The following is an 18,882-nucleotide window of genomic DNA, read 5'->3' on the forward strand; positions in this document are numbered from 1 at the left end:
ATGAGGTTGATTCGCCATCCCCTGGCCTGGGCCGTCGCGGCTGCCCTGGCGCCAGCCATTCCCGCCGTCGCCGACAGCGACCCTGTCGAACTGGAATCCAGCGTGATCAGCGCCAGCCCGCTGGCGCATTCGGCCGATCGAATGACCACGCCGGCCGCGGTGCTGGAGGGGGATGAGCTGATCAAGCGCCGCCAGGCAACCCTGGGAGGCACCCTGGAAACGCTGCCGGGCGTGCGCGGCAGTTCCTTCGGCGCCGGCGCCAGCCGGCCGGTGATTCGCGGGCTGGACGGCGCGCGGGTGAAAGTCCTCTCCGATGGCGCCGATGTGATGGATGCCTCGACCGTCAGCCCGGACCATGCGGTGACCAGCGAACCCATGCTGGCCGAGCGCATCGAGGTGCTGAAAGGCCCGGCGACCCTGCTCTATGGCGGTGGAGCGATTGGCGGGGTGGTCAACGTGATCGACAAGAAGGTGCCGACCCATGTGCCCGAGAAGGGCTACGAAGGAGAAATCGAGTGGCGCGGCAACAGCGTGGCGGACGAAAGTACCGGCCTGTTCGGCATCACCGCCGGCGCCGGCAACTTCGCGGTCCGGGTCGAGGGCCTGAAGCGAAACGCCGACGAATACGAGATTCCGGGGGCTGAGGGCGATCCGCGCTCGGACAAGCAGGCCGGCTCCTACAACGATACCGAGACCGGCACCCTCGGCGGCAGTTGGATCGGCGAGCGCGGCTACCTCGGACTGGCTTTCACCCGGCAGAAGAACCGCTATGGTTTGCTCGGCCACTCGCACGCCGATTGCCATACCCACGGCCCGGCGGACTGGCATTGCTCGGATGAGCACGACCATGGCGGCCATGATGACGACCACGACGATGACCATGACGATCATGGCCATGAGGAGGCGCATGCCGAAGGCGTCCCCTACATCGACATGGACCAGAAGCGCTGGGACCTGCGCGGCGAGTTGAGCGACCCGTTCGCCGGCTTCGAGAGCGCGCGCCTGCGGGTCGGCCACAGCGACTACGAACACCGCGAGATGGAGGAGGGCATCGCCGCCACCACGTTCAAGAACAAGGCCACCGACGGGCGCATCGAACTGACCCACGAGCCGCTGTTCGGCTGGCGCGGGATACTCGGTGGGCAGACCTCGCGCCGCGACTTCGAGGCGCTGGGCGAAGAGGCCTACGTGCCGCCGACCCTGACCCGCGACCACGCGCTGTTCCTGCTCGAGGAATACACCCTGGACGACTGGCGCTACGAGCTGGGGCTGCGCCACGAATGGCAGGACATCGATGTCGACGGCGGCCAGCCGGACACCGATCACAAGGGCACCTCGATTTCCGCCGGCGCGGTGTGGACCTTCGCCCCGGAGTACTCCCTGGGCTTCTCGCTGTCCCGCTCGCAGCGCCTGCCGACCGCCGAGGAGCTGTATGCCAACGGTCCGCACGCGGCCACCCGGACCATCGAACTGGGCAACCCCGACCTCGACGAGGAAACCGCCTACAACGCCGACGTGACCCTGCGCAAGTTCGCCGGGCGGACGACCTTCAGCCTGACCCTGTTCCGCAACCAGGTGGACGACTTCATCTACGCTGCTGACACCGGCCACAGCCCGGGTGCCGGCTACCGCGAGATCGAGTACCGCCAGCACGACGCGGTGCTCACCGGCGCCGAGGGTGAGGTGCGCTTCCAGGCCACCGATGCCTTCGCCCTGACCCTGTTCGGCGACCACGTGCGCGGCAAGTTGCGCCATGGTGGTGGCGACTTGCCTCGCATCCCCGCCGACCGCCTGGGCGTACGCCTGGAACAGGCCTTCACCGCGGCGCTCGATGGCCAACTGGAGTTCTATCGGGTACAGCGGCAGGACGATGTCGCCGACTACGAAACCGACACGGGCGGCTACAACATGCTCGGCGCCAGCCTGGGCTATCACGGCAGCCTCGGCCAGACGGACTACCTGCTCTACCTGCGCGGCGACAACCTGCTGGACGCCAAGGCCCGCGAGCACACCTCCTTCATCAAGGACGAAGTGCTGCTGCCTGGGCGCAATCTCAGCGTGGGGGTTCGTTTGAGCTTCTGAGGGGGAAAAGCCGGTCAAGAGCGCTGGAGGCTGGAAGCTGGACGAAAAAGCCGGCCCGTAGGGTGCGCCGTTTACCCTGGTATGAGCAGGGGGTGCGCCGGAAGCGTAGGTGTTGGCTCCGGATCGGTGCGCACGGCGCACCCTGCGTGTTGGGCCCCAGCCGAACCGTCATCCCCGCGAACGCGGGGATCCAATAAACAGCTACGTAGCCCGGATTTCATCCGGGCTACTCGTTCGCTGTTGTAGGAGCCAGCTTGCTGGCGATGCTTTTGCGTTGCCGGTGATCGCGCGCATGGCGCGCTCCTACAGGCCGGCATCGAGGCTGGAACTGTAGGATCGGCGGGGACGCCCAGTTCCATGGCCGCGAAAAGGGGTTGACGTAGAAGGTACGTGGCCGGAACGTTGTCCAGCCTCCAGCCTCCAGCCTCCAGCCTCCAGCCTCCAGCCTCCAGCCTCCAGCCTCCAGCCTCCAGCCTCCAGCCTCCAGCCTCCAGCCTCCAGCCTCCGCCGTAGCTTTTTGTAAAAACTCCATAGCTTCCGGCAAGAAGCTGTCACGCGACTGCCACTAAATTCCGCCATCCCCGCGCACGGCTATTTCCGCTAGAGCGAACGGTTATTGGTTCGCTTGGAGTTCCTGCGCTAGACCCATAACAAACGGACTCCACAAGAGGATGGGCGTGATGTTCAAAGCCAGTCACGTCTTGCAGGACGAGTTCCTTACCAGGATCTCGTCCCAAAAGGCGGCCGATTTCTTCCCCCAGATCAGCGCCAACTATGACGTTGATGAAGCCGCCTATCTCCAAGAGCTCCTGCAGCTCGCCGACCCCGGTGAACAGGGCGTCGAGGCTATCCGCCGCGACGCCCGCGCCCTGATCGAACAGGTGCGCGGCCGGGACAATGCCGTCGATACCCTCGACGCCCTTCTTCGCCAGTACAGCCTCGACACCCAGGAAGGGCTGATGCTGATGTGCCTCGCCGAGGCACTGCTGCGTGTGCCGGACGCCGCCACCGCCGACGCGCTGATCCGCGACAAGCTGAATGCCGCCGAGTGGGAGCGCCACCTCGGCAAGAGCGACAACGTGCTGGTCAACTTCGCCGCCTGGGGCCTAGTGATGACCGGCAAGGTGGTCGACCCGGAAACCGCCGATGGCCGTCCGAAGAACGTGCTCGGCAAGCTGATCCGGCGTTCCGGCGAGCCGGTGATCCGCGCCGCGATGAACCAGGCCATGAAGCTGATGGGCAAGCAGTTCGTGCTTGGCCGCACCATCGGCGAAGCCCTGAAGAACGGCCGTCCGTGCCGCGAACAGGGCTACACCTATTCCTTCGACATGCTCGGCGAGGCGGCGCTGACCGCCGACGACGCCGAGAAGTACATGGCCGACTACCGCAAGGCCATCGACACCGTCGGCGCCGAGCCGCAGGTCGGTCCCGGTCCGCGCCCGTCCATCTCGATCAAGTTGTCCGCCCTGCATCCGCGTTATGAAGTGGCGCAGCGCGAGCGCGTGCTGACCGAGCTGTTCGCCAACGTCCGCGAACTGGCGATCCGCGCCCGCAAGCTGAACGTCGGCATCTCCGTCGATGCCGAGGAAGCCGACCGCCTGGAGCTGTCCCTCGAGCTGTTCGAGAAGCTGATGCGCGACCCGGCCATCGCCGGTTGGGGCGAGTTCGGCCTGGTGGTGCAGGCTTATTCCAAGCGCTGCCTGCCGGTGCTGGTGTGGCTGACCCTGCTGGGCAAGGAGCTGGGCGCGAAGATGCCGCTGCGCCTGGTCAAGGGCGCCTACTGGGACAGCGAGATCAAGCAGTGCCAGGTCCAGGGCCTGGACGGCTACCCGGTGTTCACCCGCAAGGAAGGCACCGACACCTCCTACCTGGCCTGTGCGCGCTTCCTGCTCTCGGAATTCACCCGTGGGGTGATCTACCCGCAGTTCGCCAGCCACAACGCGCACACCGTGACCTGCATCCTGGGCATGGCCGGCGACCGTGAGTTCGAGTTCCAGCGCCTGCACGGCATGGGCGACGCGCTGTACGACACCGTGCTCGAGAAGCATGGCAAGACCGTGCGCATCTACGCCCCGGTCGGTGCCCACAAGGACCTGCTGCCGTACCTGGTGCGCCGCCTGCTGGAGAACGGCGCCAACTCCTCGTTCGTCCACCAGTTGGTCGACCCGAGCGTACCGGTGGAGTCACTTATCGATCATCCGGTGACGCAACTGCGTAAGTTCAAAACCCTCGGCAATGACAAAATCGCGCTCCCTTCGCAACTGTTCGGTGCGGCGCGGAAGAACTCCCAAGGCATCAACATGAACATCCAGAACCAGTGGAACGAACTCTCCGCCGCCTACCAGCCGCATCTCGCCCGTCAATGGCAGGCCGCGCCGGTGATCGATGGCAAGAAACTGTCCGGCGAAGCCCATGAGGTCCGCTGCCCGTTCGAACTGAGCAAGCAGGTCGGTACCGCGCAGTTCGCCAGCGCCGAGCAGGCCAGGCAGGCCATCGACGCTCTGGCCGCCGCCTGGCCGCGCTGGAACGCCACGCCGGTCGACGCCCGCGCCGCGATCCTCGAGCGCATCGCCGACCTGCTGGAAGCCAATCGCGCCGAGCTGATGGCGCTGTGCACCCTGGAGGCCGGCAAGTCCCTGCAGGATGGCATCGACGAAGTCCGCGAAGCGGTCGACTTCTGCCGCTACTACGCCCAGCAGGCTCGCCTGCGCCTCGGCCGCGAGGAGCTGCAAGGCCCGACCGGCGAGCGCAACGAGCTGTTCCACGAAGGCCGCGGCATCTTCGCCTGCGTCAGCCCGTGGAACTTCCCGCTGGCCATCTACCTGGGCCAGATCAGCGCCGCGCTGGTCGCCGGTAACTGCGTGCTGGCCAAGCCGGCCGAGCAGACCAGCCTGATCGCCGCGCGCGCCCTGGAACTGATGTTCGAAGCCGGCCTGCCGCAGGACGTGATCGCCTTCCTGCCGGGCGACGGCGCCACCCTCGGCGGCGTGTTCTGCCGCGACGCCCGCATCGCTGGCGTGTGCTTCACCGGTTCCACCGACACCGCGCGCATCATCAACCGCCAACTGGCCGAGAAGGAAGGTCCGATCGCCGCGCTGATCGCCGAGACCGGCGGCCAGAACGCCATGATCGTCGACTCTACCGCGCTGCCCGAGCAGGTGATCAAGGATGCCGTGGCTTCCGCCTTCACCAGCGCCGGCCAGCGCTGCTCGGCGCTGCGCGTGCTGTACGTGCAGGCCGACATCGCCGAGCGGGTCATCGATCTGCTCAAGGGCGCCATGGCCGAGCTGAAGGTCGGCCCGACCCACCTGCGCGAAAGCGACGTCGGTCCGGTGATCGACGACGAAGCCCGCCAGGGCCTGCTGGCGCACGTCGCCCAGCTCAAGGCCGAAGGCAAGCTGATCGCCGAAGCCAAGCTGCCGGAAGGCCTGGACGGCCACTTCGTCGCCCCGGTGGCGTTCGAAATCGCTGGCATCCACGAGCTGAAGAAGGAAAACTTCGGTCCGATCCTGCACCTGGTGCGCTACCAGGCCGCCGACCTGGAGAAGGTGGTCGCGGCCATCAACGCCACCGGCTACGGCCTGACCCTCGGTGTGCACAGCCGCAACGAGGAGACCGCCAAGCGCATCGAGGAACTGGCTCGGGTCGGCAACCTGTACGTCAACCGCAACCAGATCGGCGCGGTGGTCGGTGTCCAGCCGTTCGGCGGCTGCGGCCTGTCCGGCACCGGCCCGAAAGCCGGCGGACCGAGCTACCTGCTGCGCTTCGCCAACGAACGCACCACCTCGGTGAACACCACCGCGGTGGGTGGTAACGCCTCGCTGCTGTCCCTGGGCGAAGCGGAGTAACACGGAGACGGGCGGCGGCCGAGAGGGGCGCCGCCCGTTTTCGCATCGATGGGACGTAAATCCCGTCACCGGTGTTCCAGTCGGGGGCTGTATTCGGGAGCCCATGCTCCGGCCCCCTGGCGCCGAAACCGGCGGATGCCACGAGCGTCCGTCAATCTGCCACCGCGCAGCGTGCGACCCTTCGCTGCCGCATAAAAACAAACCACAGGGGAACCCCCCAGAATGAGTGCAAGCAACCCTACATTGATCACGTTCGTGGTCTATATCCTGGCCATGGTGCTGATCGGCTTCGTCGCCTACCGCGCCACCAAGAACTTCTCCGACTACATCCTCGGCGGCCGTAGCCTCGGCAGCGTGGTCACCGCGCTCTCCGCCGGTGCCTCGGACATGAGCGGCTGGCTGCTGATGGGCCTGCCCGGTGCGATCTTCGTCGCCGGCATTTCCGAGAGCTGGATCGCCATCGGCCTGATCATCGGGGCTTACCTCAACTGGCTGTTCGTCGCCGGCCGTCTGCGCGTGCAGACCGAGCACAACGGCAACGCACTGACCCTGCCGGATTACTTCACCAACCGTTTCGAGGACAACAGCCGCCTGCTGCGGATCTTCTCCGCGCTGGTGATCCTGGTGTTCTTCACCATCTACTGCGCCTCCGGCATCGTGGCGGGCGCGCGCCTGTTCGAAAGCACCTTCGGCATGTCCTACGACACCGCCCTGTGGGTCGGCGCCGCGGCCACCATCCTCTACGTGTTCGTCGGCGGCTTCCTGGCCGTTAGCTGGACCGACACCGTGCAGGCGGCCATGATGCTGTTCGCCCTGCTGATCACCCCGGTGTTCGTGATCCTCGCCCTGGGCAACTTCGACGCGGCGATGGTCACCATCGAACAGGCCAACCCGGCCAACTTCGACATGTTCCGCAACCTGTCCTTCATCGCCATCATCTCCCTGATGGGCTGGGGCCTGGGCTACTTCGGCCAGCCGCACATCCTGGTGCGCTTCATGGCGGCCGACTCGGTGAAGTCGATCCCGGCGGCACGCCGCATCGGCATGACCTGGATGGTGCTCTGCCTGGCCGGCGCCGTGTCGGCAGGCTTCTTCGGCATCGCCTACTTCAGCAACAACCCCGAGCTGGCCGGGCCGGTAACCCAGAACGGCGAGCGCGTGTTCATCGAGCTGACCAAGATCCTCTTCAACCCGTGGGTCGCCGGTGTGGTGCTGTCGGGCATCCTTGCCGCCGTGATGAGCACCCTGAGCTGCCAGTTGCTGGTCTGCTCCAGCGCGCTGACCGAGGACTTCTACAAGGCCTTCCTGCGCAAGAACGCTTCGCAGAAGGAACTGGTCTGGGTCGGCCGCGTGATGGTGCTGTTGATCGCCCTGGTCGCCATCGGCATCGCCTACAACCCGGATAGCAAGGTGCTCGGCCTGGTGGCCTACGCCTGGGCCGGCTTCGGTGCCGCCTTCGGTCCGGTGGTGATCCTCTCCCTGGTGTGGAAAGGCATGACCCGCAACGGCGCCCTGGCCGGCATGGTGGTCGGCGCGGTGACCGTGGTGGTGTGGAAGGAGTTCATCGGTCTCGGCCTGTACGAGATCATCCCGGGCTTCATCCTCGCTACCCTCGCCATCCTGATCTTCAGCAACGTCGGCAAGGGTCCGAGCAAGACCATGATCGAGAAGTTCGACGAAGCCGAGAAGGAATACCAGGACGCGCACATCTGAGTGCGCTCCATGGCTTCAACCGTAGCGGTGGTGTGGTCGCGCCACCGCCAACGGCCTGGGATCGGGTTCGTTCATACCCGGATCCCGGGGCTCTCCCCGCGACCCGATGTGCTTCAACCGGCCCCCTGGGCCGGTTTTTTTTCGCCCGTTTTTCAGTCCGCTTCCCGGATTGCATCCGGGCTACCACGTAGGATGGGTGGCAACCCATCAGGGCGGCGATGGGTTTCACCCATCCTACGGACTGCTCCCGGCTGAACACGCGGCGCACCCTACGAGAGCGGCTGGCGCACTGTTCAACCCACCTCCCGCGCCAACCAGCCGAAGAACGCCTTCACCGGCGGATGCCGCTCGCGGCCCGGTACGCAGAGCATCGAATAGCCCGCGCCGGGCACGTTGATCTCCGGCCGGTACTGGACCAGCAGGCCGCTGGCGACGCTTTCCGAAACCAGGATCGAACTGGCCAGCACCAGCCCCTGGCCGCCGATGGCCGCTTGCAGGGCGTAGTGCTCCTCGTCGTATTCGCGCTGCGGTGCCTCGTTCAGCCAATGCTCGGTGCCCGCCGCCGCGCACCAGGCCTGCCATCCCAGGGCGTAGAGCCCCGAGCTGCGCCAGCGCAGGGTGATCAGGGTCGGTATCGCGTCGCCCAGCCCGGTCACCAGCGCCGGCGAGCCGTAGACCGCGAAGCATTCGTTGAGCAGGCACTGGCTGTGCAGGGACGGGTAGGTCTCGATGCCGTAACGGATCGCCAGGTCGACGCTGGCGTCCTGGTGCAGGTCGACCAGGCCGGTGCTGGCGTCCAGGCGCAGGTTGATCTCCGGGTACTCGGCGTAGAAGCGGCCCAGGCGCGGGATCAGCCAGAGCGCGGCGAAGGCCGGCGTGGTGGTCAGGGTCAGGTTGCCGGCACTGCGTTGCGGGCGTAGCTGGTCGAGGGTCTGGGTCACGTCCAGCAGTGCGCCGTGCAGGCTGTCGAACAGCCGCTGGCCACATGCGGTCAGCCGCACGCTGCGCGGCAGGCGCTCGAACAGCGGCACGCCGAGCCAGCTTTCCAGGCTGCGGATCTGGTGCGACACGGCGGTGGGTGTGACGGCCAGTTCCTCGGCCGCCGCCTTGAAGCTGGACAGCCGCGCGGCGGATTCGAAGGTGCGCAGCGCGGTGAGTGGTAGGTTGGCGAACATGTCGGCTCCATGGATGAGTTGAATTCATCCTGGTGAACTAATCCTCAGTTGTCCGCCATGGCGGGCCTGAATAGCTTAGCTCCTGTGTTCATGCCTAACGAAACACTTATCGAAAGGGGAAAAAGAGATGAGCCAGATTCTTGCTATTCAAGGCAGCCCGCGTGGCGAACGTTCCCATTCGCGGCGTTTGCTGGAGTCCTTCCTGTCCGCCTGGCAGGACAGCGCGGCAGGCCGAGACGTGGTTCGCCGCGAGGTCGGGCGGGCGCAGATCCCGCCGGTCAGCGAAGCGTGGATCGCCGCGGCCTTCCATCCGGCAGAGCAGCGCGATGCGCGGATGCAGGCCGACCTGGCGCTGAGCGAAAGCCTGATCGGAGAACTGTTCACCGCCGACCGCCTGGTGATCGCCACGCCCATGTACAACTTCGGCGTGCCCAGCGGCCTGAAGGCCTGGATCGACCAGGTGGTGCGTATCGGGAGGACCTTCGACTTCGACCCGGAAGACCACGCGAACCCCTACCGGCCCCGCGTGCTCGGCAAGAAGGCGCTGATCGTCACCACCCGGGGCGACCACGGCTACGGACCGGGGGCGATCAACGCCCACCGCAATCACGCCGACACCTACCTGCGCACGGTGCTGGGCTTCATCGGCATCGAGGATGTCACGGTGATCGCCGTGGAGGACGACGAGTACGGCGGACAGTCCTTCGCCGACTCCTATGGCCGGGCGGAGCGGGCGCTGGCAGAACTGGCCGGGAGCTTCTGAGATGGCCTGGCTGTTCCTGATGCTGGCGGCGGCCTTCGAGGTGCTGTTCGCGATGAGCATGAAGTACGCCGACGGCTTCACCCGGCCGCTGCCCAGCGCGCTGGTGGTGGTCGCCGCGGTGGCCGGCATCTGGCTACTGACCCTGGCGATGCGCGATCTGCCGGTCAGCGTCGCCTACCCGATCTGGACCGCCATCGGCACCCTGGGCACCGTACTGCTCGGCGTGCTGTTGCTCGGCGAGGCACTGACCGCGACCAAGCTGCTGTCAGTGGTGCTCATCGTCGCCGGGGTGGTGGGGCTGAAGTAGCCAGGGATGGCGGGCTGTTTTCTGGATTCCCGCGAACGCGGGACGGTGCTTGCACCGAACGCCCTTCAGGGCGACCCGAAGGGCGAGCAAAGCGAGTAATCCAATTAACGAACGCTCTGCAACTCAGTTGAACCCGATACTGATCCCCGCCGGCGCCTGGAACAGCGCCTGCATCGCCCGCAGGTATTCGCTGCGGCCCATGCGCAGGCTGTTGTTGTGGGTGCCGCCTTCGATCAGCAGCAATTGCTTGGGCTCGCTCGCCGCCGCGAACAACTCTTCGCTGAAGCGCGACGGCACGTAGCGGTCGTCGGTGCCGTGGGCGATCAGCACCGGCACGCCGACCTGGCCGATCTTGCTCAGAGAGTCGAACTTCTGCGACAGCAGCCAGCGCAGCGACAGCGGGGTCCTGGTCATCGCATCGGCGACGTCGGCCAGGCTGGTGAAGGTGGACTCGATGATCAGCCCGCCGGCCTGTGCCTGCCGCGGCGCGTTATGCAGTTCCTCGGCCAGTTGCACGGCCACCGCGCCACCCAGCGAATGGCCGTAGATGAAGCGCTTGTGGGCGTTCGGCTGCAATTCGGCCAGGTGCCGCCAGGCGATCCGTGCGTCCTCGTAGACGCTGGTTTCCGACGGCAGCTCGCCGGAGCTCTGGCCGAAACCGCGATAGTCGATGGCCAGCACCGAGAAACCCAGGGCGTGCAGTTGTTCGATGCGGAACAACTGGCCGGTGAGGTTCCAGCGCGAACCATGCAGGTAGAGCAGGGCGGGGGCATCGCGGCGCGCGGCCGGCCACCACCAGGCATGCAGGCTTTCCCCGTCGACGAACTCCGCGGCCTCCAGCACACGCTCTTCGAGCCCCTGGGGCAGTCCGCTGAACCAGCGGGCGGTGCCGGGCTCGATACGGAATACCAGCTCGCGCTCCTTCTGTTCCAGCTTGCTGCAGCCGACGGGCAGGGCGATCGTCAGGCACGCCAGCACGCTCAGGGTGAGCCAGCGGCGGCGCAGGTGGTGGGTCCAGGCGTGGGGCATGAGGGGTTCCCGGCGTTCGATCAATGGGGTTTGCCGGCAGATTAACGTCGTGCGGGCATCGTGGTGTGTGCGTTCGTCGCCCTAGCCGCCTCGGCGGGCCGCCAACTGGTTTCCGCTTGTTGCAGGCTGCGTCGGCTTGCAGAGGGTTTCGCTGCCCGGTTGCAGGTAGGGTTGCAGGATCGGCTCCATGCCCTTGAGCACCTGGACCGGCAGCGCCGAGGTGAAGCGGAAGCCTTCCGCCGCGCGGCCCGGGACGAAGGCGGTGAGGGTGCCGTAGTGGCGGTCGCCCAGGTAGAAGACGAAGGTGGCGGTGCGGTTCATGGCCCGCGAGCTGAGCACGTGGCCGCCACGGGTGACGGTTTCGATGCGGTTGTCGCCGGTACCGGTCTTGCCGCCGACCGCCAGTGGCGTGCCGTCGGCGAGCTGGAAGTTGCCGGCCAGGCGCCGCGCGGTGCCGCTTTCGACCACCTGGCCGAGAACCCCGCGCAGGGCGGCGGCGACTTCCGCCGGCATGACCCGCTCGCCCCGGTCCGGGTCGATGCCCAGGCGTGTTTCATAGGGGGTGCCGGCGGCGAAGTGCAGGCTGTCGATGCGCACCGTGGGCAGGCGCACGCCATCGTTCTGGATGATGCCCATCAGCTCGGAGAGTGCCGCCGGGCGGTCGCCGGAGCTGCCGATGGCGGTGGCCAGCGACGGTACCAGGTGGTCGAAGGGGTAGCCCAGGCGCTGCCAGCGGCGATGGATGTCGAGGAACGCCTCGACTTCCAGCATGGTGCGGATGCGGCTGTCGCGGGCGCTGCGGTAGCGGCTCTTGAACAGCCAGCCGTAGACCTCCTGGCGCTCGTAGTCGCTGGCGGCGACGGCGTCGCGGAAGGTGGCCTGCGGGTTCTTCAGCAGGTAGCCGAGCAGCCAGAGTTCCAGCGGGTGGACGCGGGCGATGTAGCCCTGGTCCGGCAGGTCGAAGGCGCCGGGGCCGTATTTCACGTACAGCTCGTGGATGCGCTTGGGGCCGATCTTCTCGTGCGGCAGGTGGGCGTTGATGAAGGCGCCGAAGGTTTCCTCGTCGACTTCCGGCATCAGGTAGCGGTGCACCGCGGCCAGGCGGGTGGCGGTCGGACGCAGGCCGTCGAGGAAGGTGTCCAGCCGGTCGGCGGCGCTCTTGCCCTGGTACTTGTTCCAGAAACGGCGCAGGAACACCGTGCCTTCGCGGTCGGCGAAGAGCGCCAGGTATTCCTGGCGGCGCGGGTGGGTGTCGTCCTTGAGCAGTTCGGCGCTGTTGTGCGGCGCCTGGTAGATGCTGTAGCGCACCACGTCGCGCATCAGGCGGATGAACGGCAGGTTGATCGATTCGCGCAGGGCGTCGCGCAGGGGCGGCAGGCGGCCGTTGTCCTCGCGGCGGAAGTTGCTGAAGGTGTGCATGCCGCCGCCGGTGAAGAAGCGTTCGTAGGGGCTGGCCGAGTATTTGCGGTCCAGCGCGGCTTCGAGCATCGCCGGCAGGGCGTGGTCCTTGCTGGCGATCAGGTAGTTGAGCGCCCAGCGGGTCAGGAAGTCGGTGTCGGCGACTTCCACCTTGCGCAGCTCGGCGGGGGATTGCCCGGCATAGCGGTCGTGCAGTTCGGCGATGATCTCCAGGTAGGTGGCGAGCACCCGCAGCTTGGCGGTGGAACCGAGTTCCAGCTTGCTGCCTTCGTTGATGTCGAAGGGCTGGTCGGTGCTGTCGGTCTGTACCCGCACCCGCGCGCCGTCGCTGGTGCGCTCGAACAGGGTGAAGCTGTAGCTCACGTCGGCGGTCTTCTCCGGCGACAGCAGGCGCTCGCCGTACAGGCCGATCTGCTCGGCGAAGGCCGGATCGGCCAGTTTGCGCAGGTAGTCGCTGACCTGGCCCTGCAACTCGCCGTTGAGGGTGGTGGTGGCCGACAGGTCGAGGCGGTCGAGGTCGTACAGCGGCATGTTGAGCATGGCCGAGAGGCGGCTGCGGGCGACGCTGATGCCCTTGTTGATCTCGACCGGTTGCAGCGCCGGTTCCAGCTCCAGGTCGCGGAATCGCAGCTCGGCGGCCAGCGCGGCGTCGCGCAGTTGCGGATCGATCACTCCGCCGTTGGCCAGCACCCGCAGGTGGCTGTCGGTCAACTGGTTCAGCTCGGCGCGGCCACGGCTCAGGTAATAGGACGGGCGGCGCTGGGCGATGATCAGCGACAGTACCTGGCGCAGCGCCAGGCCGCGTGCCGCCAGGTTGGCGTCCGGCGTGGTGGGGGCGAGGGTGGCGTTGACCAGGGCGAAGTCGGCGCCGTACCAGATGCGCAGGCCGTCGGCCAGGCCGTGGATCTCGCCGTGCCCCGGCGCGGCGGAGAGCGGCACGCTGTTCAGGTAGTCACGCACGATGGTGCGGCGCGCCTCCAGGGACTGCGACCCCTGCTGGTAGGCGCGCACGCTGGCGGAAGCCATCTGTTGCAGCTTCTCGCCGGCCGAGGCGGTGCGTCCTTCCGGGGAGTGGCGGAACTTCTCCAGTTGGGTGGCGAGGGTGCTGCCGCCGGCGGACTGGCCGTCGAGGTCGAGGTGCTTGCCGACCTGGGTCCAGGCCGCCATGGCGAAGCGTGGCCAGTCCACCGCCGGGTTGGCCCGAGGTTGCTGCTCGTCCAGCAGGTAGCGGTTCTCGATGAACAGCAGGCTGCTCACCACCAGCGGCGGGATGCTCTCGAAGCTGGGGTAGAACTGTTGCGGATAGCGGAAGACGTACAGCGGCAGGCCCCGGCAATCGGCGATGTCCAGGCCGGCCTGGGTCTTTTCCGGGTAGGGGATGTGGAAGCCGCGCTGGCCGTAGTCGAGCAGGGCCGGGGAAAACTGCACCTGTTGCTGGATCAGGTAGTCGCGCCTGGCCAGCCGCTCGAGCAGGCGCGGCAGGTGGGCATAGCCGAGGCGCAGGTCGAAGGGGCCCGCCTCGGGAAACAGGATCGCCTGGCTCGGGCCCTGTTCCAGCTCGTAGGTGAGGGTGGCGGCGTAGCGGCTGATTTCCCGCGATTGCAGGCTGGCGGTGCGCAGCTCATAGGTGATCGCCAGGCCGAGAATGACCACGATCAGCAGCAGGGTGAGCCAGAAATACAGGCGGAGACGGCGACGGAGCTTGGATTTGGGAGAATGAATCTCGGGCAGGCTGCTCGCAGGAACAGCCGTCTGCGGTGTGTCCGATTGCCATTGTGCGCCCATGTAAATCCCGGCCTTGGCTGCGCATTCAGTAACTGCTGTGTGTCAGCTTAGGTGGTGGCAATGCGGCCGTCGAGCGCGATGGCGCGGGGCCTGGGAGGTTGGTATGGGGGGAAGGGCTGGCCTAGACTGCGCGGAAGGTCGTATTGTCCCCGTTGCGAACCAGTTCAAACCTCGTACGTCCGGTCATGAGTCGAGCAGCCATGCAGCACGATCATCGCGAACAGCTCAAGCGCAGTTGGCAAGCCAATGCCGAAGCCTGGGCGGCGGCGGTCCGCGAACAGCGTATCGAGAGCCGGCGCCTGGTCACCGACGCGGCGATCCTCCGCGCGATACTGGCCATGTCGCCACAACGGGTGCTGGACATCGGCTGCGGCGAGGGCTGGCTGTGCCGGGGCCTGGCGGCGCATGGCATCGAGTCGGTCGGGGTCGACGCCTCGGCACCGCTGATCGAGGCGGCCCGCGCGGCGGGCAAGGCGCAGTACCGCGTGTGCGGCTACGCCGAACTGGAAAGCCAGGCCGACCTGCTCGGCTGTTTCGAGCTGCTGGTGTGCAACTTCGCCCTGCTCGAAGAGCCGCTGGCGCCTATCCTGGAGACCTTGCACAGCCTGCTGGTGCCCGGCGGCTCGTTGCTGATCCAGACCCTGCACCCCTGGAGCTCGCGCGGCGCCGGCCCCTACCAGGATGGCTGGCGGATCGAGACGTTCGAGGGCTTCGGCGAAGGCTTCCAGGAGCCGATGCCGTGGTTCTTCCGCACCCTGGAGTCCTGGCTGGCCCTGCTCCACGAAACCGGCTGGCGCCTGCAGTGGATGCAGGAGCCGCTGCACCCGGACAGCGAGCAGCCGGTGTCGTTGCTGTTGTTGCTGGATTCGGCGAGGCGGTAGCGACGGGGGAATTAGGGGCGTCGTGGCTGGGATGGACATAGGGTGTGGTGTTGAACGCCGCCCCTCACCCCAACCCTGGCTACGCGCCCCGCTCCGGAGGGAGAGGGAGCTGCCCGAGTTGCGGTTCGGGCACGAAGTCTTCCCGCCACACCGACCAGTCCCCTCTCCCCTTGGGAGAGGGTTAGGGTGAGGGGCGGGACATCAGGATTTCCCCACCGTTTCGGCTGGAGAAGAACCCATGCACTTCCTGCTCAACCTCGACGTCCCCGATCTCGACGCCGCCATCGACTTCTACACCCGCGCCCTGGACCTGCGCCTGGCGCGCCGGCTGTTCGATGGCCAGGTCGCCGAGCTGCTCGGTGGGCCGGCGCCGCTCTATCTGCTGCGTTGCGAGACCGGCAGTGAGCCCTGCGCCGGTGCGCGCCGCGACTTCCGCCGGCACTGGACGCCGCTGCACCTGGATTTCCTGGTCGATGACCTGGAAGCCGCCTGTGCCCGTGCCGAGGCCGCCGGGGCGCGGCGCGAGCGGGGTATCAGCGACGAGGTCTGGGGGCGCATCGCAGTCTACGCTGATCCCTTCGGCCACGGCTTCTGCCTGCTGCAATTCAACGACCGTGGCTATGACTCAGTCGCCGAGGAGGCCCTGGCATGTCCACTCCAAGAAACACCCACGCCTACCTGATTCCCTGCCTGCATTACCGCGACGCCCCGGCGGCCATCGCTTGGCTGCGCGAGACCTTCGGCTTCCACGAACACCTGGTGGTGCCGGACGAGCAGGGCGGCATCCTCCACGCCGAACTGAGCTGCGGCAACGGCATGCTGATGCTCGGTTCGGTGCGCGAGGAGCCGAACCCCTATCGCCAGCGCATGCGCCTGCCGCAGCAGGCCGGCGGCAACACCCAGAGCCTGTACATGGTGGTCGACGCGGTCGACGAGCTGTACGCGCGGGCCAAGGCCGCCGGCGCGGAGATGATCATCGACATCAAGGACGAGGACTACGGCGGTCGCGGCTTCACCTGCCTGGACCCGGAGGGCCACGTCTGGAGCTTCGGCAGCTATGATCCCTGGCAAACCGACGACGAGGCGGACTGATGCGCATGACGGAATTGGCCGGCACACAGGTGCCGGTGATCGGCCAGGGCACCTGGCGCATGGGCGAGGTGCGCGGCGAGCGCAAGCGCGAGGTGGCGGCGCTGCAACGGGGCATCGAACTGGGCCTGACACTGATCGACACGGCGGAGATGTACGGCGAGGGCGGTGCCGAGGAGGTGGTCGGCGAGGCGATCCAGGGGCGCCGCGAGCAGGTGTTCCTGGTCAGCAAGGTCTACCCGCACAACGCCAGCCAGCGCGGCGTGCCGGCCGCCTGCGAGCGTAGCCTGCGGCGCCTGGGCACCGAGACCATCGACCTGTACCTGCTGCACTGGCGCGGCCCCCATCCGCTGGAGGAGACCGTCGAGGCCTTCGAGCGCCTGCGCGAGCAGGGCAAGATCCGCCGCTGGGGCGTGTCCAACTTCGATGTTGACGATCTGGAAGAGCTGGGCGAGCCGGCCTGCGCCACCAACCAGGTGCTCTACAACCCGGAAGCGCGTGGTCTCGAATTCGACCTGCTGCCCTGGCAGCAGCGCCACGGCATGCCGCTGATGGCCTACTGCCCGGTGGGGCAGGGCGGGCGCTTGCTGCGCCATCCGGCCTTACTGGAGATCGCCGAACGCCACGGCGCCACGCCAGCCCAGGTGGCACTGGCCTGGGCGACGCGCCAGCCGGGGGTGATCGCCATTCCCAAGGCGGTCGACGCCGAGCACCTGCGGCAGAACGCCGGGGCCGCCGGGCTGCGCCTGGACGAGACCGACCTGGCGCGAATCGACGCCGCCTATCCGCCGCCGACGCGCAAGCACCGGCTGGAGATGGTCTAGCCCGCGCTTTTGCAAGGGGCGCCGCGCGTGCCAAGCCGAGGGCGGCCGGTGCGCACGGCGCACCCTACGGTTCAGCTCCGTAGGATGGGTTGAGCGCAGCGATACCCATCCTACGAACAGGCTCCGTGCTTACACCCGGAACTGTCCGATCAAGCGGCTCAACTGCTCGGCCAGCGCATTCAGTTGCAGGCTGGCGCCGGAGGTGGATTCGGCCGCCTCGGCGTTTTCCCGGGCCAGGCTGGCGGCGTTGGTGACGTTCTGGTTGATGTCTTCGACCACGTGCGACTGCTGCAGGGTGGCGCTGGCGATCGAGGTGTTGAGGCCGGTGAGGTTGCGCAGCGCCTGGGCGATCTGGCCGAGGCTCTGTCCGGCCAGGCCAGCCTGCTCGACGGTCAGTTGCGAGTTGCGGCTGCTCTCGTGGATCACCTTGACCGCCGCCGCCGAGTTGCCTTGCAGGCGCTCGATCATGGTCTGGATTTCCGCCGTCGACTTCTGCGTGCGCTGTGCCAGCAGGCGCACCTCGTCGGCCACCACGGCGAAGCCGCGGCCCTGTTCTCCGGCGCGGGCGGCTTCGATGGCGGCGTTGAGGGCGAGCAGGTTGGTCTGCTCGGCGATCGAGCGGATCACCTCCAGCACGCTGCCGATCTGCGTGCTCTCGTCGGCCAGCGACTGGATGACCTGGACCGCCTGGTCGATGCTGGCGGACAACTGGTCGATCTGTTGCAGGCTGCTGTCGATGTTCTGCTGGCCCTGCTTCGCCTGTTCCTCGGCCTGGCGCACCTCCATCGAGGCATGTTCGGCGCTTTTCGCCACATCCTGCACGCCGTAGGTGACCTCGTTGATGGCGGTGGCCACCAGTTCCATCTGCTCCGACTGGCGCTGGCTGGATCCCTGCGAGTCGCTGGCGATACCGCCGAGGCTGCCGGCGGCCTGCTTCAGCTCGCCAGTGGCGTCGCGCAGTTGGGTGATCAGCAGGCGCAGCTTGCTGGTGAAGCCGTTGAAGTGCTTGCCCAGGGTGGTCAGCTCGTCCTGGCCGCCGGTCTCCAGGCTGTGGGTCAGGTCGCCTTCGCCGCTGGCGATGTCGGCCATGGCCTCTACCACGGTATCCAGCGGCTGGGTGATGCTGCGGGTGATCAGCAGGATCAGCCCCGCCATCAGCAGCACGATCAGCAGGCCGATGGCCGCCGCCTTCACGGCCTCGGCGCGGAACTCGGCGAGCATGTCGTCGATGTAGATACCCGAGCCGAGCACCCAGCCCCAGGGCTCGAACAGGGCGATGTAGGACACCTTGGGCACCGGATCGCTGGCGCCCGGCTTGGGCCAGCGGTAGTCCACCGAACCCTTGCCGTCGCGCTTGGCGATGGCGACCATCTCGTTGAACAGCGCCTTGCCGTCCGGGTCCTTCATGCCGCCGAGCTGCTGGCCTTCGAGCTTGGGATTGGTCGGGTGCATGACCATCTTCGGTTCGAGGTCGTTGATCCAGAAATAGTCGTTCTGCCCGTAGCGCAGGCCGCGGATGGCGATGATCGCCTGCTGCTGGGCGGCTTCGCGGGTCAGGCTGCCGGCCTGCTCCAGGCCATGGAAGTACTGCGCCACGCCCAGCGTGCTTTCCACCAGATGCTGGGTCTTCTCCACCTTGCCGAGATACAGGTCGCTGTAGAGCTGCTTGAGCATCAGGCCGCCCTGCAGGACGAACATCACGAGCGCGACGGCGAGGATCAGCCAGAGACGTCGGCGGATACTGATGGCGCGGAGGTTGAGCATCGAGGGTTCTCCGGATCTTGTTATTGGAGTGCGAGCCAGGACGAGGGGAAAAACGGGGCCTGCCTGATGCCTATATCGACCCGGAAGGGGAAAAACTTATGACCGGCGGTCGGCGACGAGTGTCATGGGGCGGTAGGAGCGAAGCTCTTGCAGGGTACGCCGAGAGGGCGGTATCCCAGCGTTTTCGGGGCGTCTCGTGGCCT

13 protein-coding genes are annotated in these 18,882 nt (G+C 67.1%); 9 read left to right on the forward strand and 4 right to left on the reverse strand.

What is annotated here, in order from left to right; translation table 11 throughout:
* The 3 genes from PSEWESI4_RS17210 to putP all read left to right on the forward strand — a co-directional run bounded on the left by PSEWESI4_RS17210 (position 1) and on the right by putP (position 7,643).
* Positions 1-2,082 (forward strand): TonB-dependent receptor domain-containing protein, encoded by a 2,082-nt coding sequence (locus PSEWESI4_RS17210; RefSeq protein ID WP_187672441.1) that lies wholly within the window; start codon positions 1-3, stop codon positions 2,080-2,082.
* Positions 2,083-2,762: 680 nt separating this feature from the next.
* Positions 2,763-5,930, forward strand: coding sequence for a bifunctional proline dehydrogenase/L-glutamate gamma-semialdehyde dehydrogenase PutA (gene putA, locus PSEWESI4_RS17215; protein WP_187672442.1), 3,168 nt, complete (start codon positions 2,763-2,765; stop codon positions 5,928-5,930).
* 222 nt (positions 5,931-6,152) lie between these two features.
* Entirely contained in the window at positions 6,153-7,643 is a 1,491-nt protein-coding gene (gene putP / locus PSEWESI4_RS17220) for a sodium/proline symporter PutP (protein ID WP_187672443.1), read from the forward strand.
* A 293-nt stretch (positions 7,644-7,936) separates the two neighbouring features.
* Here the strand turns inward: putP and PSEWESI4_RS17225 are convergent, their stop codons facing one another.
* Positions 7,937-8,818: a LysR substrate-binding domain-containing protein gene (locus tag PSEWESI4_RS17225; RefSeq protein WP_187672444.1), complete on the reverse strand. Its 882-nt coding sequence runs from the start codon at positions 8,816-8,818 to the stop codon at positions 7,937-7,939.
* 127 nt (positions 8,819-8,945) lie between these two features.
* On the opposite strand from PSEWESI4_RS17225, the gene PSEWESI4_RS17230 reads away from it, so the two are divergent.
* Positions 8,946-9,581 (forward strand): FMN-dependent NADH-azoreductase, encoded by a 636-nt coding sequence (locus tag PSEWESI4_RS17230; RefSeq protein ID WP_187672445.1) that lies wholly within the window; start codon positions 8,946-8,948, stop codon positions 9,579-9,581.
* 1 nt (position 9,582) lies between these two features.
* The gene (locus PSEWESI4_RS17235; protein ID WP_187672446.1) at positions 9,583-9,888 is read left to right on the forward strand and encodes a DMT family transporter; all 306 of its coding nucleotides are present in this window, start codon (positions 9,583-9,585) and stop codon (positions 9,886-9,888) included.
* A 123-nt stretch (positions 9,889-10,011) separates the two neighbouring features.
* On the opposite strand, the gene PSEWESI4_RS17240 is transcribed toward PSEWESI4_RS17235, so the two are convergent.
* Both PSEWESI4_RS17240 and PSEWESI4_RS17245 read right to left on the reverse strand, forming a co-directional pair.
* Positions 10,012-10,917 carry an alpha/beta hydrolase gene (locus PSEWESI4_RS17240; protein ID WP_187672447.1) on the reverse strand — a complete coding sequence of 302 codons (906 nt, stop codon included), beginning with the start codon at positions 10,915-10,917 and terminating at the stop codon, positions 10,012-10,014.
* Positions 10,918-10,998: 81 nt separating this feature from the next.
* Positions 10,999-14,121, reverse strand: a complete 3,123-nt coding sequence (locus tag PSEWESI4_RS17245) for a transglycosylase domain-containing protein (RefSeq protein WP_187672448.1) — start codon at positions 14,119-14,121, stop codon at positions 10,999-11,001.
* A gap of 200 nt (positions 14,122-14,321) precedes the next feature.
* On the opposite strand from PSEWESI4_RS17245, the gene PSEWESI4_RS17250 reads away from it, so the two are divergent.
* The 4 genes from PSEWESI4_RS17250 (at position 14,322) to PSEWESI4_RS17265 (ending at position 16,915) form a co-directional block, all read left to right on the forward strand.
* Complete coding sequence (locus PSEWESI4_RS17250) at positions 14,322-15,002, forward strand: class I SAM-dependent methyltransferase (RefSeq protein WP_187672449.1); 681 nt, start codon at positions 14,322-14,324, stop codon at positions 15,000-15,002.
* Positions 15,003-15,240: 238 nt separating this feature from the next.
* Positions 15,241-15,684, forward strand: a complete 444-nt coding sequence (locus tag PSEWESI4_RS17255) for a VOC family protein (protein WP_187672450.1) — start codon at positions 15,241-15,243, stop codon at positions 15,682-15,684.
* Positions 15,651-16,094, forward strand: coding sequence for a VOC family protein (locus PSEWESI4_RS17260; RefSeq protein WP_187672451.1), 444 nt, complete (start codon positions 15,651-15,653; stop codon positions 16,092-16,094). The genes PSEWESI4_RS17255 and PSEWESI4_RS17260 overlap by 34 nt, the downstream gene beginning before the upstream one ends.
* On the forward strand, positions 16,094-16,915 hold the full coding sequence (locus PSEWESI4_RS17265) for an aldo/keto reductase (protein ID WP_187672452.1): 822 nt from the start codon (positions 16,094-16,096) through the stop codon (positions 16,913-16,915). The genes PSEWESI4_RS17260 and PSEWESI4_RS17265 overlap by 1 nt, the downstream gene beginning before the upstream one ends.
* 129 nt (positions 16,916-17,044) lie before the next feature.
* Here the strand turns inward: PSEWESI4_RS17265 and PSEWESI4_RS17270 are convergent, their stop codons facing one another.
* Positions 17,045-18,679, reverse strand: a complete 1,635-nt coding sequence (locus tag PSEWESI4_RS17270; RefSeq protein WP_187672453.1) for a methyl-accepting chemotaxis protein — start codon at positions 18,677-18,679, stop codon at positions 17,045-17,047.
* Positions 18,680-18,882 lie beyond the last annotated feature (203 nt).

Origin of the sequence: Zestomonas carbonaria, from assembly GCF_904061905.1 — a bacterium.
In the GTDB taxonomy this organism is placed as follows: Bacteria; Pseudomonadota; Gammaproteobacteria; order Pseudomonadales; family Pseudomonadaceae; genus Aquipseudomonas; species Aquipseudomonas carbonaria.

Bases quoted from the DNA above. Each gene is read 5' to 3' on its own strand.
- PSEWESI4_RS17210 (WP_187672441.1), top strand. From the start codon at position 1: ATGAGGTTGATTCGCCATCCCCTGGCCTGGGCCGTCGCGGCTGCCCTG.
- putA (WP_187672442.1), top strand. From the start codon at position 2,763: ATGTTCAAAGCCAGTCACGTCTTGCAGGACGAGTTCCTTACCAGGATC.
- putP (WP_187672443.1), top strand. From the start codon at position 6,153: ATGAGTGCAAGCAACCCTACATTGATCACGTTCGTGGTCTATATCCTG.
- PSEWESI4_RS17225 (WP_187672444.1), bottom strand. From the start codon at position 8,818: ATGTTCGCCAACCTACCACTCACCGCGCTGCGCACCTTCGAATCCGCC.
- PSEWESI4_RS17230 (WP_187672445.1), top strand. From the start codon at position 8,946: ATGAGCCAGATTCTTGCTATTCAAGGCAGCCCGCGTGGCGAACGTTCC.
- PSEWESI4_RS17235 (WP_187672446.1), top strand. From the start codon at position 9,583: ATGGCCTGGCTGTTCCTGATGCTGGCGGCGGCCTTCGAGGTGCTGTTC.
- PSEWESI4_RS17240 (WP_187672447.1), bottom strand. From the start codon at position 10,917: ATGCCCCACGCCTGGACCCACCACCTGCGCCGCCGCTGGCTCACCCTG.
- PSEWESI4_RS17245 (WP_187672448.1), bottom strand. From the start codon at position 14,121: ATGGGCGCACAATGGCAATCGGACACACCGCAGACGGCTGTTCCTGCG.
- PSEWESI4_RS17250 (WP_187672449.1), top strand. From the start codon at position 14,322: ATGCAGCACGATCATCGCGAACAGCTCAAGCGCAGTTGGCAAGCCAAT.
- PSEWESI4_RS17255 (WP_187672450.1), top strand. From the start codon at position 15,241: ATGCACTTCCTGCTCAACCTCGACGTCCCCGATCTCGACGCCGCCATC.
- PSEWESI4_RS17260 (WP_187672451.1), top strand. From the start codon at position 15,651: ATGTCCACTCCAAGAAACACCCACGCCTACCTGATTCCCTGCCTGCAT.
- PSEWESI4_RS17265 (WP_187672452.1), top strand. From the start codon at position 16,094: ATGCGCATGACGGAATTGGCCGGCACACAGGTGCCGGTGATCGGCCAG.
- PSEWESI4_RS17270 (WP_187672453.1), bottom strand. From the start codon at position 18,679: ATGCTCAACCTCCGCGCCATCAGTATCCGCCGACGTCTCTGGCTGATC.